This window comes from Priestia megaterium NBRC 15308 = ATCC 14581 (assembly GCF_000832985.1).
Classification (GTDB): domain Bacteria; phylum Bacillota; class Bacilli; order Bacillales; family Bacillaceae_H; genus Priestia; species Priestia megaterium.
Window position 1 is genome coordinate 4,643,966 of the sequence record NZ_CP009920.1, and the last position, 15,498, is coordinate 4,659,463.

Annotated in this window: 17 protein-coding genes; 13 read left to right on the top strand and 4 right to left on the bottom strand. The window is 36.6% G+C overall.

The features are described from left to right. Positions 1–412: 412 nt before the first annotated feature. The 10 genes from BG04_RS23780 (at position 413) to BG04_RS23825 (ending at position 6,112) form a co-directional block, all read left to right on the top strand. Entirely contained in the window at positions 413–742 is a 330-nt protein-coding gene (locus BG04_RS23780) for a hypothetical protein (RefSeq protein WP_034651925.1), read from the top strand. Between the two features lie 129 nt (positions 743–871). After that, the gene (locus BG04_RS23785; protein ID WP_034651922.1) at positions 872–1,687 is read left to right on the top strand and encodes a protein-glutamine gamma-glutamyltransferase; all 816 of its coding nucleotides are present in this window, start codon (positions 872–874) and stop codon (positions 1,685–1,687) included. Positions 1,688–2,119: 432 nt separating this feature from the next. Then, positions 2,120–2,590 carry a DinB family protein gene (locus tag BG04_RS23790; protein ID WP_034651920.1) on the top strand — a complete coding sequence of 157 codons (471 nt, stop codon included), beginning with the start codon at positions 2,120–2,122 and terminating at the stop codon, positions 2,588–2,590. 133 nt (positions 2,591–2,723) lie between these two features. Beyond that, complete coding sequence (locus BG04_RS23795) at positions 2,724–2,939, top strand: DUF378 domain-containing protein (RefSeq protein WP_013057146.1); 216 nt, start codon at positions 2,724–2,726, stop codon at positions 2,937–2,939. Between the two features lie 133 nt (positions 2,940–3,072). Beyond that, positions 3,073–3,258 (top strand): hypothetical protein, encoded by a 186-nt coding sequence (locus BG04_RS23800; RefSeq protein ID WP_013083262.1) that lies wholly within the window; start codon positions 3,073–3,075, stop codon positions 3,256–3,258. A gap of 15 nt (positions 3,259–3,273) precedes the next feature. Then, a complete protein-coding gene (locus BG04_RS23805) occupies positions 3,274–3,552 on the top strand; it encodes a hypothetical protein (protein WP_034651917.1) in 279 nt (92 codons plus the stop codon). A gap of 100 nt (positions 3,553–3,652) precedes the next feature. Beyond that, complete coding sequence (locus BG04_RS23810) at positions 3,653–4,459, top strand: cobalamin-binding protein (protein WP_034651916.1); 807 nt, start codon at positions 3,653–3,655, stop codon at positions 4,457–4,459. A gap of 18 nt (positions 4,460–4,477) precedes the next feature. After that, positions 4,478–4,903, top strand: a complete 426-nt coding sequence (gene fabZ / locus BG04_RS23815; RefSeq protein WP_034651912.1) for a 3-hydroxyacyl-ACP dehydratase FabZ — start codon at positions 4,478–4,480, stop codon at positions 4,901–4,903. Positions 4,904–5,039: 136 nt separating this feature from the next. Continuing rightward, complete coding sequence (locus tag BG04_RS23820; RefSeq protein ID WP_034651910.1) at positions 5,040–5,315, top strand: hypothetical protein; 276 nt, start codon at positions 5,040–5,042, stop codon at positions 5,313–5,315. Positions 5,316–5,491: 176 nt separating this feature from the next. Further along, positions 5,492–6,112 (top strand): NUDIX hydrolase, encoded by a 621-nt coding sequence (locus tag BG04_RS23825; RefSeq protein WP_016764215.1) that lies wholly within the window; start codon positions 5,492–5,494, stop codon positions 6,110–6,112. 35 nt (positions 6,113–6,147) lie between these two features. On the opposite strand, the gene BG04_RS23830 is transcribed toward BG04_RS23825, so the two are convergent. Further along, positions 6,148–6,792 (bottom strand): SDR family oxidoreductase, encoded by a 645-nt coding sequence (locus tag BG04_RS23830; protein WP_013083268.1) that lies wholly within the window; start codon positions 6,790–6,792, stop codon positions 6,148–6,150. Positions 6,793–7,203: 411 nt separating this feature from the next. Here BG04_RS23830 and BG04_RS23835 point away from each other — a divergent pair, with 411 nt between their 5' ends. Beyond that, positions 7,204–8,715, top strand: a complete 1,512-nt coding sequence (locus BG04_RS23835) for a class I adenylate-forming enzyme family protein (protein WP_034651907.1) — start codon at positions 7,204–7,206, stop codon at positions 8,713–8,715. Between the two features lie 34 nt (positions 8,716–8,749). Here the strand turns inward: BG04_RS23835 and BG04_RS23840 are convergent, their stop codons facing one another. Continuing rightward, entirely contained in the window at positions 8,750–9,208 is a 459-nt protein-coding gene (locus tag BG04_RS23840) for a MarR family winged helix-turn-helix transcriptional regulator (RefSeq protein ID WP_013057155.1), read from the bottom strand. Between the two features lie 428 nt (positions 9,209–9,636). Between BG04_RS23840 and BG04_RS23845 the strand changes: the two genes are divergently transcribed. Both BG04_RS23845 and BG04_RS23850 read left to right on the top strand, forming a co-directional pair. Continuing rightward, positions 9,637–11,106 (top strand): ISL3 family transposase, encoded by a 1,470-nt coding sequence (locus BG04_RS23845; protein ID WP_230586604.1) that lies wholly within the window; start codon positions 9,637–9,639, stop codon positions 11,104–11,106. Positions 11,107–11,299: 193 nt separating this feature from the next. Beyond that, the gene (locus BG04_RS23850; protein ID WP_034651904.1) at positions 11,300–12,274 is read left to right on the top strand and encodes a VanW family protein; all 975 of its coding nucleotides are present in this window, start codon (positions 11,300–11,302) and stop codon (positions 12,272–12,274) included. A gap of 48 nt (positions 12,275–12,322) precedes the next feature. Here the strand turns inward: BG04_RS23850 and mbcS are convergent, their stop codons facing one another. Next, a complete protein-coding gene (gene mbcS, locus BG04_RS23855; protein WP_034651902.1) occupies positions 12,323–13,897 on the bottom strand; it encodes an acyl-CoA synthetase MbcS in 1,575 nt (524 codons plus the stop codon). A gap of 155 nt (positions 13,898–14,052) precedes the next feature. After that, entirely contained in the window at positions 14,053–14,751 is a 699-nt protein-coding gene (locus BG04_RS23860) for a hypothetical protein (RefSeq protein WP_034651901.1), read from the bottom strand. Positions 14,752–15,498: the final 747 nt, after the last annotated feature.

Sequence of the window (15,498 nt, forward strand, 5' to 3'; positions counted from 1 at the left end):
GAACAAGTTCATTTTAAGCAAAATTTAATGAAGAGGGACATTTCGAAAAGAAGTATAAACATTTACCTAGTAGATTGCCAAGAAATTTTAGCTTCTAGATTCTATATAAGTAAAAGGGTTATCGAGATTGGAAGGAAAAGATTGAAATAAAAATTAAAAAAACAAAGTTATTAAACATATTAGGACTTCTATTAATAATGAGCGCTACGCTTTATCCAGCTGGCTACATAAAATCACTTTATACTTTCATAGCGCTATATGGTGTAGGTATGACTTTAATTTTAACTGTAGGAATTGTATCTAGAAAAAGGCGTTAATTGTTTTAGGGAGTTTAAAGTACTTAAATTTACTTTTTTTATAGGTGAGGTAACGAAGATTCTGGAGTGAATATTTTATAGGAAAGAGGGAAGAAATGGACGTTCAAAAGGTAGCAAACTTATTTTTGATTTTTGTCTTAATTGCAGCAGGCATTTCCTTGGTAATTGGCTTTGTTGTTGCTGTGAGAAGTACAAACTATAAGAAGGGATATATATGTACTTTTATATCCAGTGTGGTCTTTTTACTACTGATTGTGAGCTGGTATGATAAAGCATCTTCAAACATTTTTATGGGGACAATACCTTGGATTTTAAATGTTATTGCCGTCATTATTGTGTTACCACTGTACTTGTTAGTTGCTCGCTTTATATTTAAAAAGGCTACAAAAGGACAAAAAGGAACAAAGAAAAAGTTTACTGGTTAAATTACTTTCTTTCATCGTTTTTTCTAATCTTCACGATTTTAAATAAATGAAGATACACAAAAAAAATTTTTATCAATATCCTGTTAGAGAAAGTGATTGATATCATTTTCTGTAAAGGAGAGAACGTCTATGATTAAAGTTAACCACCAAATTGTGAAAATAAGTGATCTAAATAATAGTTCGTTAACGAAAGAAAAAGCAGACATTTTAAAACAGATGGATGCCTATAGGGAAGTGTATGAGTATGCTACATTTGACCAGCTTGATTTTGATGTATCTGTTAAATTACAAATTATTGAATCATCTGTACTGCTGCGCAAAAGCGGCGCTAAGTTTGCTACATTTGCACGTTCTAGGTGTAACGAAAAGTATTGGAAACGAACCGATAATGGAGGGTTTCAGCTACTGCCTACCGTTTCTCCTCATCAGGCCATCGATGATATTTTTTACAACGGACACGAATACGCGTTTGAGTGCGCGACGGCTGTTATCATCATCTTTTACAAAGCTGTATTAAATAATATTGGCAAAGCAAACTTTAACAGGCTTTTTGCTGATCTTTACTTACACGATTGGCAATACGATGAAGATCTTGAGCTCCATGGTTATAAAGGATCTGACTACTTGCCCGGAGACTGTGCGTATTTTAAAAACCCTGATTATAACCCTGATACTCCCCAGTGGAAAGGTGAAAACACTATTGTATTAGATGAAACTCTATATTTTGGTCATGGAATTGGAATCACGACGCGAGAAAGAATTATTGAAGTGTTAAATTTAAAGAGAAAAGACGATGCAAAGCAATCAGCTTATCTGTCAGATGAAATTGTCAGGCTGCACACGGCTCACCTCAGTTATTTTGCAGTTAGATACGAACCTGTTGTTTGGTACGACAGAAACAGCGCTATTATTTCCACTATTGGGTCGATTACGTATGTAGCTTGATTGATCAAAGTTTTGATACTTTGGTCTTTTTGTGTAAAAAGGAAAGAATTACATGAAGGTAAATTTGAGAATTCAAAAGGATTTTATGTATAAAAGAAGAATCCATTTAATACACAGGTCTTAAAACTAAAAGGAAAGGAGGAGATTCCCATTAAAAATCGTGATAAAAGACGCAAGAGAAAACGCGGCGCATTAAAAGATTATCTGAAAAATAAGCTTGGTCAGCTAAAACCGAAGCCAAACAAAGGACCTGTCTCAAATTTGAAGTCTTCTGCTTAAAACATCCCCCTAGTTTTTATATAGGGGGATGTTTCTTTTGAATTTTCTTTTATTTTAAGGTTTAAATGTTATGAGTGGCATTTAAGGGTTAATTTGTGCACAATAGACATTGAATAGTTTATCTAATACGACAACGTAAGGAGAGATTAGACGATGGAAAACATGATTTTAAAACATATGGACGTTGTAAGAGGAATTACGATTAGTATCCTCGAAAAAACAACAGAAGAGGCAGCGGACATCACACCAAAAGGATTCAATAACAATATCCGCTGGAATCTTGGACACATTGCCTTTATTCAAGAAAAGCTTGTGTTTGGCTTAGCTGGTGAACCGATGCAAACGCCTGAGAGTTATGAAAGCTTTTTCGGCGCAGGAACAAAACCTGCCGATTGGACGGAGGCTGCTCCTTCTCTTGAAGAAATTGCGAATGTGTTGAAAGACCAAGCACAGCGTATTAAAGAGTTCATGCCCGGGCAGTTTGATAAGCAGTTAATCACACCTTTTACAAATAAAGCGGGTATTAACTTTACAACAGTTGGCGAAACGTTTTTATTCAGCTTCTACCATGAAGCGATGCATGTAGAAACGATTAAGAAAATTGGGAAATCTGCAGCAGAATAAGGAAATAAAAAAGAATAAATCACATATTCTTTATAACTATTTTACATAGCGCCTATGCATATACTGATCTATACAGCGCATAAGATGTAACATGAGCTGCTTTTCCTAATGCAGTTCGCAAGGAGGTGACAACGTGAAATTTCTTTCAGGTTTAACGACTCTTCTTGTGATTTTAGGCGGTTTAAATTGGTTGGCTGTAGCATTAGGCGTGAATGTAGTAGAAGAGCTATTTGGCTCTTGGGATTGGTTAGTAACAACGATTTATTGGTTAGTCGGCCTGTCTGCTCTTTATCAAATTTTTGATAAGTTCTTCGGAACGGGAGCGAGTGTCAAAAGCAAAGCGCTATAATAAATATTATTTTTTATTATCTCTTTAGGGAGTTTGAATGTATATTCAAACTCCCTTTTTCATGGAGAAAAGATGTGACAACTTTACAAAATATGGTAAAATAAGGTAATAACCAAAAAATAGGAGGGATGAGATGGAGCTTTGGGGTGTAGTACCTATCTTAGTGTTCGGAGTTCTTTATATAGGAATCATTGCTGGTATTATAGCTGTTATCGTTATAGTGTTAAAGCGAATGAAAGAGAGAAATCAATATTTACGTGAAATACGGGATGAACTGAGAAATCAAAACAGAGCAACTATAGCAGAAAATAAAGAATAGAAGAGGGTTTAATAGATGAAGAAAAGTGTACTTCCTATATTTTTTATCGTAAATCTTTTTTTTATTTACTGTTTATTATTTAATCAAGGATACATCTTTCAGCTAAAGAATCTACCTTACATATGGGCTATTTATTTACTTCTTGGCACCTGTTTAGCTTTTTATTATATGCTGCGATACAAACAAAAAAAAGACGGACAAGTGTTGCTTTCAATCGGCATTTTAACTACAAGCATTAGTTCACTTGGCTGTTTAGGTTTCTTTTACTTCTTTTATCGCGCAATGGGCGGATAAGAGAGAGCACCACAAGCAGGGACTTCAGTGAAAGTCTCTGCTTTTTATATTTGGATCTATTGTATAATAGAAAAAAAGAAATGAATGCAGGAGGGGAACTATGCGAATTGTTTCGCTTTGTCCAAGCAATACAGAACTAATAGCGTATTTAAAATGTGAGCATTTGCTCGTAGCAATTGATGATTATTCCGATTGGCCGCAGTCTATTCAAGGTCTGCCGCGTTTAGGTCCCGATTTATCTATTAATATGGATGCGGTGGAAGAAGCTAAACCCGATTTAGTCCTAGCATCACTAAGCGTTCCTGGAATGGAGCGAAATATTGAAGAACTAAAAAAACGAAAGCTTCCTTATATCGTATATAATCCTAATTCGCTAAAAGATATCCGTCAAAATCTACAGGATTTAGGTCAGCGATTAAACATTGAAACAAAAGCAGCTGAACTGTTAAAGCGTTATGATCAGTTTCTTTCTACATATAAAGGGATTGCAAATCAAATTGACGAAAAAGCCACTGTATACTGGGAATGGTGGCCAAAACCTGTCTTTACTCCTGGCAAAGCAAACTGGCTGACTGAAATTAGTGAGTTAGCGGGAGGAGAAAATATATTTGCTGATCATAAAGAAGCAAATGTACAGAGTGATTGGGAAGAAGTGCTCAAACGAAATCCACTTCATGTGTGTTTGGCTTGGGTGGGCGTACAGACAAACAAAATGAATCCAAAGATTTTACACAAGAGACCGAACTGGTCTGACATGTCTGCCATAAAAGAACATCGCGTATACGTACTAGAAGAATGGATGTATTGTCGTCCTTCACCTAGGTTGCTGTTAGGGTTAAAAAAACTCGCGCCGCTCCTTCATCCAGATACGTTTCCTGTATTTGACGGCAAGGACCCCTTACTATAAGAAAAAGGAGCGATACATATGAAAGATATAAAACAAATAAAACATACCATTCAACACCGCTATCCTTTTTTACTTGTTGACCGCATCTTAGAGCAAGAAGAAGGAAAGCTTGCGATAGGGATTAAACAAGTAACAGCAAATGAACCTTTTTTCAAAGGCCACTTTCCCGACTATATGGTAATGCCAGGGGTACTTATTGTCGAAGCTCTTGCTCAGCTCGGTGGATTTGCCATGGCTGCGGATGACCAACAAAAAGGAAGACTTGCTTTTTTAGCAGGGATAGACGAATGTCGTTTTAAGCGTCAAGTAAGGCCAGGAGATACACTGCGTTTAGAATTTGAGGTTCTGAAGCAGCGTGGAAAGATTGTAAGAGGAAAAGGAAAAGCATTTGTAGATAGCGAGTTAGCTTGTGAAGCGGTCATTACCTTTGCCCTTGATATATAATACAAACCAGGATAAAGCGTATTGAAGGAAACCGCCTTATGGCATAAGGGCGTTTTTTTGTAAATACCTTAGTCAAACTTCCTTTTGATGAAAGAAGAAACGGGGTATAGAAGAAAAAAGGAGAGGGGAGAATGCGGTGAGAACATTCACGGAAGTTGTTGTATTACTCACACTATTGGGTACGTATATAGGCATCTCACTACTTGTCTACAAACGGAAAAGAACGAATCCGTTTTTCTACAGCATTTACTTTTATTTAGCTACCAGCGTCATTTTGATTTGCTTGGTTATCTTTTGGCTTCAGCTTTGTTTTGGACTCACTGATAAGCAAGTAGGAGGATTGCTTATCAGTGTGGTTGCATTCTTTTTACTTATTTATGGGTTGTTAAAAACAAAACAGAAAGACAGGTAGCCGATGCTATCTGTTTTTATTTATATTCATGTTATATATTTTTATCAATTTTAGTGTCAATTGAATGGATCTCTTCATATACTAAAGATAACAGCTTTCTTTTGCAGGTTAGTTGACATCGTAGCTTATAACTCGCTATTCTTTTGATAATTCATTTTGTGAAAGGAAGTGGACCTATGGATGCATCCCGTATTATAGCTAAGTTAGAAAATCGGATACCGACAATTCTTGGGATGGAGCAGTTTTCTCGCTTCGGTATTCTTGTTCCGCTTATTGAAAAACAAGGGGAACTGCATGTTTTATTTGAGGTAAGAGCGCTCGATTTACGAAGACAGCCCGGAGAAATTTGTTTTCCAGGAGGGCGTGTCGAGAAGACGGATGCAGACGAAAAAGAAACGGCTATCCGTGAAACATCCGAGGAGTTAGGGATTACGCCTGAATCTATTCAGCAAGTACAAGCTTTAGATTATATTGTTTCTCAATTCGGAACAATCATTTATCCTTATGTAGGTTTTATTGATGAGTTGCTTGAACTTCGACCGAATCCTTCGGAAGTAGCAGAAATATTTACCGTGCCTCTTTCTTTTTTTCAGCGTACCGAACCTGATATACACAATATCCATTTCAGAGTAGAACCTGAACATAATTTTCCTTATGACGCGATTATTGGTGGTGAAAATTATAATTGGCAAACAAGAGAGATGGAAGAACATTTTTATTACTATGAAGATCGAGTCATATGGGGACTGACAGCAAAAGTGATTTATCATTTAATACATGTACTAAATGATAAATAAAAAGCAGCGAATACGGATTCGCTGCTTTTTTTATATTAAATAGATTGAATAGCCTCTGCGATAGGCGTATCGCCTGAAACTAAATCAAAAGAACGTCCGAATGTATGATCTTCACTTAGCGTTTCCACTACCACACGCGCTACATCTTCGCGAGGAATGGATCCGCGCTCTTTGTTCTCCCCAGCATCTACACGTCCTGTTCCTGGTTCGTTTAACAATCCGCCTGGTCGAACAATTGTATATGTTAATCCGCTTGCTTCTAAGATTTTATCTGCGTAATGTTTGGCTACATAGTAAGGAATTAGTGAAGTATTCCAGTTTTCACGGTGATGTGCTTGAAGTGCGCTTACCATGACAAATCGTTTAATACCTAAATCTTCTGCAGCTTCCATCGCTTTTACCGCACCGTCTAAATCAATTAAAAGTGTCTTATCATGGCCTGTATTTCCGCCTGATCCTGCGCTAAAGATAACGGCGTCACAGCCTTTCATCACTTCCTTAATTTCATGTACAGTGCCTTCTAAGCTTGCAAAAGCCGTTTCGATACCTCTTGCCTCAAGTTCTTTTGCTTGTTCTTCTTTACGAACCATCGCACGTACAGTGTGCACATCACTTTCATTCAAAATGTTTATAATATGTTTGCCTACTTGACCATTCGCACCAATTACAAGAACTTTCATGTCTAAATTTGCTCCTTTCAAATCCAAATGCTTATATATAATTGTTTCATATTCACTCTTTTCATTCAATAAATGAGCTCAAAATCCAGTGAATAAGGGGAAAGTAAGAAAATATATTAAAAAAATGAAAAACAAGAAATAAAAACTAATTTACAAACAAAAAAAGGAAAAAAATAGTTCGTTAAACCCAGTGTCTGAACTATTTAAATTTTGTAAAATTTTCTCAAACCCTTGGTAATACAACACTTCTTAAAAACAGTATCTCTTTTAACATTTCCCGATACAACCTATATAAACACATTTTGATAATTTTAAACTTTTACTTCGGAAATTTTTTTTGTTATTATGTTTTAGTCATTAAAATATTCATAAACGAAATATTTAGTCCGAGCGGACAAAGGAGAGGATAAAATGAACACATTACAATACTTAGTCGCAGAACGTGCAGAGATTTCTCCTCAACATGAAGCACTAGTTGAACATAATGAACGTTATACATTTAATGAATTTCATGAAAAAGTAAATCAATTGTCTCATTACTTCTTAGAGAAAGGAATTCAAAAAGGAGATCGTATAGGTGTTTTAGCTCATACAAGCATTGCTTACCCAGTCGTTACAATGGGGATTTTACAAGTGGGAGCAGTCGTTGTTCCATTAAGTAAGAGCATGACGCCTTATGAGCTTGATAGCATTATTACGAGCGGACAGTTAAAAGCGATTATCCACCACAATGAATTTACGTCTGTATTAGAAAAAGCGGAACAAACGGAGGGACTTAGTTTCACGTTAAAAATTGAGGATGCAAAAGAATTTACAACTCAATTCTCAGCGTATAACACAAACACACCAGAAGCACTTCCTGAAGTGCTTCCTGAAGATCTAGCATTGATGATGTTCACATCAGGTACAACAGGTAAGTCAAAAGGATGTATGATTGCACACGGATCGGTAAGTGCCTTTTTAAATTCTGGCGGACAGGAAAAACGTGCAAATATTGATAAAAACATGCGCTATTTGTTTGTTCATCCATTCTTCCACATGAGTTCGATGAGCATTTTATTTATGTGCATTAACACAGGAAACACAATGGTATGTTCTGAAGAAACAGATCCAGCTAAAGTAATTGAGGTAATTGAAAAAGAAAACATTAAAATGCTGTTTGCACTACCACCTGCATTAAAATACATTGTAGAAGAGCTTGAAAAAGGAGATCACTATGATTTCCCTCTAAAACTTGCTGTGTCAGGCGGAACAAAAGTATCAGAGTCTTTAATTGAACAATATGATCGTAACGGAATGATTTTAGCTCAAGGGTACGGAAGCACAGAAGCTTGGATTATCAGTTCATGGCATCCTCAAATGGGATGGAAGAAAGTAAGCTCTGCTGGAAAACCTGCTCCACATGTGGAAGTTAAAATTGTAGATCCGGATACACGTCAAGAAGTACCAACTGGAGAAAAAGGTGAAGTACTCGTACGAAGCCCTTATCTTTTCAAAGGCTACTGGCAAAACGAAGAAGCAACAAACGCTGTCTTACAAGATGGCTGGTTAGCGATGGGCGATGCAGGTCGATTAGATGAGGACGGATTTCTTTACATTGAAGGACGCTATAAAGATGTAATTGTATATGGAGGAGACAACATCTACCCAGATCAAGTAGAAGAAGTTGTCCTAGCAGCAGATGGGGTGTTAGAAGCGACAGTTGTCGGCATGCCTGATGATGTGTACGGCGAAGTTCCATATGCATTTGTTGTTAAACAAGAAGCATCTGCTTTAACTGAAGAAGATGTAGTGAACTTCTGTAAAGAACGATTAGCACCATATAAAGTGCCAACTGTTGTATTTGTTTCATCACTTCCTAAAAACAGCGTAGGAAAAGTGTTGAAAAACGAAGTGAAAAAACAAGCCTTAGCACACGCATAATAAAAAAGCGGCCTTTATAGCCGCTTTTTTATATTTATTGCTGTAATTTTTGAGATATTTTTTTCATAATGTGAAAGTATTGATCTCTTTCTTCTTCTGATAAGTGTGAAAGTAAATCTGACCAAAAATCGACACGAGTAGCTTGCAATATTTCGACAACTTTTTCGCCTTTTTCCGTCAACTCCACCCACACGCTTCGGCGGTTTTGCTTTTTATAAATACGATTCACAAGCTCATCATCTTCTAATTGATTTAATACAATGGTGATAGCCCCAGGTGAGAGTCCAAGTACTTTTGTGATATCGCTAACAATACAGCTTTTTTTATCGTGAATGGTCTTTAAGATTGCCTCTTTTGTTGAAGTTAAATGGTAGGGAAGCAAATCATATTTCTCACCGATTACGGTGTTTTTATATTTTAAAAGAGCTTCTTTTACATGATCTATACTTTCTAGCTGATGACTAATCTCTTCTTTGCTATAACGTTCAGTCAAGCGTAAATCCTCCTCATAAAACAAATTCCATTTTTACCATTATACCATGTATAATGCCCATAGAAAAATGAACAACACCGGGGAAATTGTCAGAAAAATTTTAAAATAATTACCATAATTCGTTAAAAAATCCTTGTTTTCGTGCTATTATATATAAGAATAGTAATAACAGGAAACGCATACAACATTTGTTTTCTATTGAGTTCATAAGAAAAAATGGGGTCTATGAACATCATTCCGCTTTACCTCATGTGTTGAACAAAGAAAAAAATATAAAAAATGGTGATTATTCACTGGCTCTTTCTCACTTTTGGTGAAGGTGCTTTATAGATGATATAGTGAAATAAAAAGGAGCGAATCTCAACATGCCTTTTTCTTCTTTCACTAATATAGAATGCTTACGAGTTATACAAGAAGATCAATCTTATATGTATCTAGTAAAATCTAAACATTCCTCTTGTATATGTCCGTCTTGTCATACTCTATCTCACCGTATTCATAGCCAATATGTTCGATCCCTTCAGGATGTACCGGCGTATGGTAAAACAACATATATAAAGATACAAACACGTAAGTTTTTTTGCGATGACTGTAGTTGCCCACAAGCTATTTTTACAGAAAGATTTACGTGGTTAGGGACCTATCAACGCAAAACCAAACGTTTACAAGAGATGTTAAAGTCAATCGCACTATCTACGAGCTGCAAAGTAGCATCTCGGCTGTCTAAGCATCTAGGTATTGTAACCAGTCATCATACGCTTTTACGCCTGCTTCATAAATTGAAGCTGCCTTCTTATGAACCGCCGGTTCATATTGGGATTGATGACTTTGCATTTAAGAAGCGTTGTCGTTACGGTACGATTATTATCAATCAAGAAACCCGAAGACCCATCGCTATTTTAAATGGGAGAGATAAAGAAACAGTCGTAAAATGGCTCGAACAGCATCCAACGATTCAAACGGTGACTCGTGATGGTTCTTTCACATACGCTAAGGCTATCTCTCAAGCGCTGCCTCATGCTTATCAGATTACGGACCGTTGGCATATTCTGAAAGGTTTATTTACAGCAATTCGAGAGACCTTACAACAATCTTTTCCATCTATATGGAGAAAAACAGAATATAAAAATCCTACAACAGAACCACTTATTATCCGCAAGACAGATGTTCAACGCCATCAGTATGCTGAGCAAGTTTGGCAACGCGCCTTAGAAGTGAAAGAGTGGAAAGAAAAAGGGAAATCCATTGCTTGGATTTCGCGTCAAATGCATATTTCACGTAATACGGTCTATAAAGATTTAAGACGCAAGAAAAAAGAGCCTATTAGTCGTGTAAGACTATTAGATCCATTCCTAAATCAATTACGTCAATGGAACCTATCTGGGTGGACGACGAGTCGTATGGAGGCAGAACTTAAAAAGATAGGCTATACAGGATGTCGCTCTACTTTAAATGAAGCCGTTTCGAGAATTCGTCATGAATATAGAGCCAGTGCCACAACGCATTCTTTGTCTAGAGCTTCCCTACTGTGGAAAATATGGAGTGAAAAGAATAGAAACTGGTTAGATTCATTACCTTCGGCATGTTTAAAAGAGTTTCCATTAATACCACAATTATTTGAAGTGACACGTAAATTTAGAAACATCGTGAGTAAACGTAGTAATCAAGGCATACCTGGTTGGATTGAAACATGTAAAATGTATTCGTTTCCAGCTCTCGATACCTTTATAACCTATATAGAAAAAGATTTACAAGGGGTAATGGCTGCTTGTGTTGATCCTTTAAGTAATGGGCTATCTGAAGGACATATACATCGTGTGAAGATGTTAAAACGTATGATGTATGGTCGGGCAAGTGATGAGCTGTTGAAAAAACGAGTGCTCATACCATTATTATAGGTAGAGTTGTTTTTCTGAAAAAATAATGCATGTCTTTGACATATAGCGACGTTTACCTTCACCAAAAGTGAGAAAGAGCCTATTCACTTTGGCAGATCGTCTTTTATAAGATGTTTGTATAAAATGAATGTATACATATTTTTATAGAAAAAACATATTGAGGTAAAGCCGAGATATGGGGGGATTCAATTACATGAAGAAAGTCTTAGGGGCGCTTTTGCTTGGCGCGACAATTGTTAGTGCGTTTATTGCGTACAGCATGTATACCAATCATTCTGCAAAGCAAACAGCCGCGATAGAACAAAAACAAGCAGCGAAAAAAGCAGAAAAAAAGACTGAGAAAAAGACTGAGAAAAAGAAAAAACCAGTCCTTAAAGTCGAAGACCTGACGTATCAGTTGAAAGATTCCCGTACAGGACAAGTAATGAAAGAATTCAAGCCGGTTCATTACAAGGATAAAGACATATACGACCAAGAAATTAAGCAATTAGCGTCTGAACTGGCAAAAGGGATCGACACGCCTATGCAAAACATAAAAATGGATGCAAATGGATCGTTAACCGGCGGGTCCAAACAAATTATTTTAAAAGAAGCAGAGCTTGTTAAAAATCTGCAGAACTTAAATACGAAACAATTGGATGTGAAGGTTCCGATTTACGAAACCGCTCCAAATGTAACGGCAGCATCTGCTCAAGGGATCGCTGATGTATCGTTAGCTTCTTATTCTACACGTTTTCGTCCAAGTGATACAAGTCGAAACAGAAATGTTCAGCTATCCGCAGAAGCGATTAACAACGTTGTATTAGGTCCTGGAGATTCATTTTCTTATAATCAAACAGTTGGGGAGCGCACAGCAGAAAGAGGCTATCAGCCTGCTCCTGAAATCATCAATAAACAGCTGGTGATGGGAATTGGCGGAGGGATCTGCCAAACATCTTCTACGCTATTTAATGCTATTGACGGCGCTGGTCTTCAAGTGACAGCTAGGTCTCACCATTCAAAACATGTAGGTTATGTACCTGCTGGAAGAGATGCAACCGTATCGTGGGGAGGACCTGATTTTAAGTTCACAAACAACAAAGATTATCCTGTCATCATTAAAGCCTACGCAAATGTAAATACCGGTGTTTTAACGGTAGATGTTCGTACTTCACAGCGTTCCATCTAATAAAAAAAGACGTATCCGTTAGGATACGTCTTTTTTTATTTATTATGCTTATTGTTGCTCCCGTTCACGAAGTTCCACACGTCGAATTTTACCTGAATTAGTTTTTGGCAATTCATCAATAAATTCAATTACACGAGGATACTTATAAGGTGCAGTAAGAGTTTTTACGTGATTTTGCAGCTCTTTAATAAACCCTGCATCTGTTGTTTTTACATGATCAACAAGAACAACATACGCTTTTACAACATGGCCGCGATCAGCATCTGGGCTAGCTACAACGGCACATTCTTTCACCGCTGGATGCTTAATTAACGCATCTTCAACTTCAAATGGTCCAATTGTATAGCCGGAACTGATAATAATATCATCTCCGCGTCCTTGGAACCAGTAATAGTTCTCTTCATCTTTAGAAGCGCGGTCACCTGTTAAATAGTAGTTTCCTTTATACGTTTTCTCAGTGCGCTCCATGTCTTTATAGTAGTGCTTGAAAAGAGAAGGGAGGTCTCTACGAACGGCAATGTCTCCAACTTCTCCAGGCTTACAAGGTTCGCCATCTTCATTAATGATTTCTACAAACCCTTCAAGCATCGGTTTACCCATTGAACCAATCTTCGTTTTTACACCTTTTAAGGTACCAATCAAAAGGGTATTTTCCGTTTGACCGTATCCATCACGTACTTGGATATTAAAATATTTTTTAAACACATTAATCACTTCTTCATTTAGCGGCTCTCCGGCAGATACAGCGCTATGAAGGTGAGATAGGTCAAAACGTTCCAGCTCATCAATTTTAGCCATAAAGCGGTACTCTGTTGGCGTACAGCACAGTACGTTTACTTTTTCATCCTGTAAAATTTCTAAAAACTTTTTAGGTTCAAAACGTCCGTTATAGATAATGCCTGTTGCACCTTGTCCAAGCACAGATAAAAACGGAGTCCAAATCCATTTCTGCCAACCAGGACCTGCTGTTGCCCAGACCGTATCGCCTTTTTTAATATCTAACCATTCAGCAGCTGCGATACGAAGGTGAGCATAAGCCCATCCATGAGTATGAACAACGCCTTTTGGCTGTCCTGTTGTACCAGATGTATAAGGAAGGAATGCCGTATCATCCTTAGTTGTTTTAGCTGCTTGGAACTGTTCTGATGCATCAACCGTAAGTGACTCTAAGCGCGTCCATGACGTAACATCAGCACCAAACGTAATTTTATGTTGTAGAGAAGTAGGGAAGTTTTCAATCTTATCGATCTCATTGCAGAAAGGATGGTAAGAAATAATCGCTTTTGCTTCAGCGTGATGTAAACGATATTGGATATCTTTTGCGCGTAATAGTTCTGAAGAAGGAATTACAATAATACCTGCTTTTAAGCATGCTAAGTAAATAGCGTACGATTCAATAAGGCGAGGTGCAATAACTAAAACATGATCGCCTTTTGTTAATCCTAGCTCTGTTAACCCGTTTGCCACTTTATTGGCTTTTGCTAACAGCTGGTTATATGTAATTTCCTCACGCGCACCGTCAGCGTTCTGCCACTTTAACGCAAGCTGATCGGATGCATGTTTTTCAATTTCCTCTGTTAAATTGTAATGTTCACTTGGAACTAAATCTTTTAGTTGAATCATAAAAACGACTCCTTATATTATAGATATCAATGATTTTTTATCATTACTATTATTATATTACTAACTATTAGTACTTGCTACTAATTTGTTTTGGGTTTTAGTAAAAAGCAAAAAAAGACCCGCTTACCTTATTAAGACAGCGGGTATAACGTATGTTATTTAAATAAGCTCCATTTTGTATGAATAGGTACTAGCTCTTCTTCAGACTCGTCCTCTTCGTATAAACCACGTTCTTTTAAATACTCCACAAAATATAAGTCTGCTTCCTTACGTTCATCATAAGGCTTGATCGATAAAACAAACCCTACTTTATGCTGATCTTCATTTTCAACGCCTGAGAGATACGCTTTTACATTATGCTGCAAGAAAAGCTCTTTAGCAGGAATAATCAAGTCTTTAACGAACTTCGACAGCAATTCCACCTCAAAGTCGAAGGTAAACTTAGCAATTTTTTCTAAATCTGCAAATACCACGCCGATAAAGCTCGTATTATGTATTTCGTAGTCTTTCGTTTTTTCATCCCACTCTATATGTCCGATTTCCTTTAAGTAATTAATAAAATACCCAATGCCTTCATTGCGGCCAAAAGGCTGTTTAGAAAGGACTAAACCAATCTTCTTGTACTTAGGAAGATACACGCATGAGATAGCGGCTTCAACTTTATGCTGTTGAAATAAGTGCGTTGCCCCTTGAAGCAAGGCATCTAAGACATGATGGGTAATTTTCATTTGCTTACGAGGAAAGTGATATTCATTGCGTGCTAATTCATCTGTATCAGCAAACGTTGCTCCAATAAAGCCTGTATTGGATAGGGTAGGAGGGAGCTTCTTTCTTTTTCTTTTTCGTACCGTCATTCAAAAACACTCCTTGTGATCATCAATACGATAAAAATAAAACGAACATACGTTCTTATCTAATGATACAAAAAATGTGTCGAAAAGTAAAGAAAAGTTAACGGAGAATTTGAAATTTTATAATAAAAGTAACTAAGATTTGTAAAACGTAGCGGTTAGTAGAAGTTAAAGAGGAGAGGGGGAGAGCAAAAAAATAAAAGGCTGCAGATGAAAAGCATCCACAGCCTTTTATATATTCATTAACGAGCTTCTGTTAAAGCTACCATATCTTCATCATCTAAATCGATATCTACGTGACAATCCATTGTATGAATTGTTTTATCTTCATGATTTCCATAATAAATTGTAATGTTCATGAGTATCGCTCCTTTAAAACTGGATAATGACATCCAATTTATACCGTCATCTATTTGTTTAATATTATACCCGATGAAAAAGGAAACTACAACTAAAATCACTAAAAAGCTGATAAGAAAGGGGTTTTTAGTGATTTTAATAAGGTATCAGATAGAATAAAAATACTATTTTATGTATTTTATTACAGAAAATACGAGGTTTTAACTTTTGCAAATGAATAAAAATCCATTTAATGCAAACATATCTACTGAATGAAAAATATACGTTCTGTAGAAAATAAATCCTTAAAAGATTACACACAAACAGATTTTATCAATTTGCAAAGAGTTTATTGAGAATACGATGAGAAAAAATAAATGAGTATAAAATCTAAATCCTACAAGTAAACTC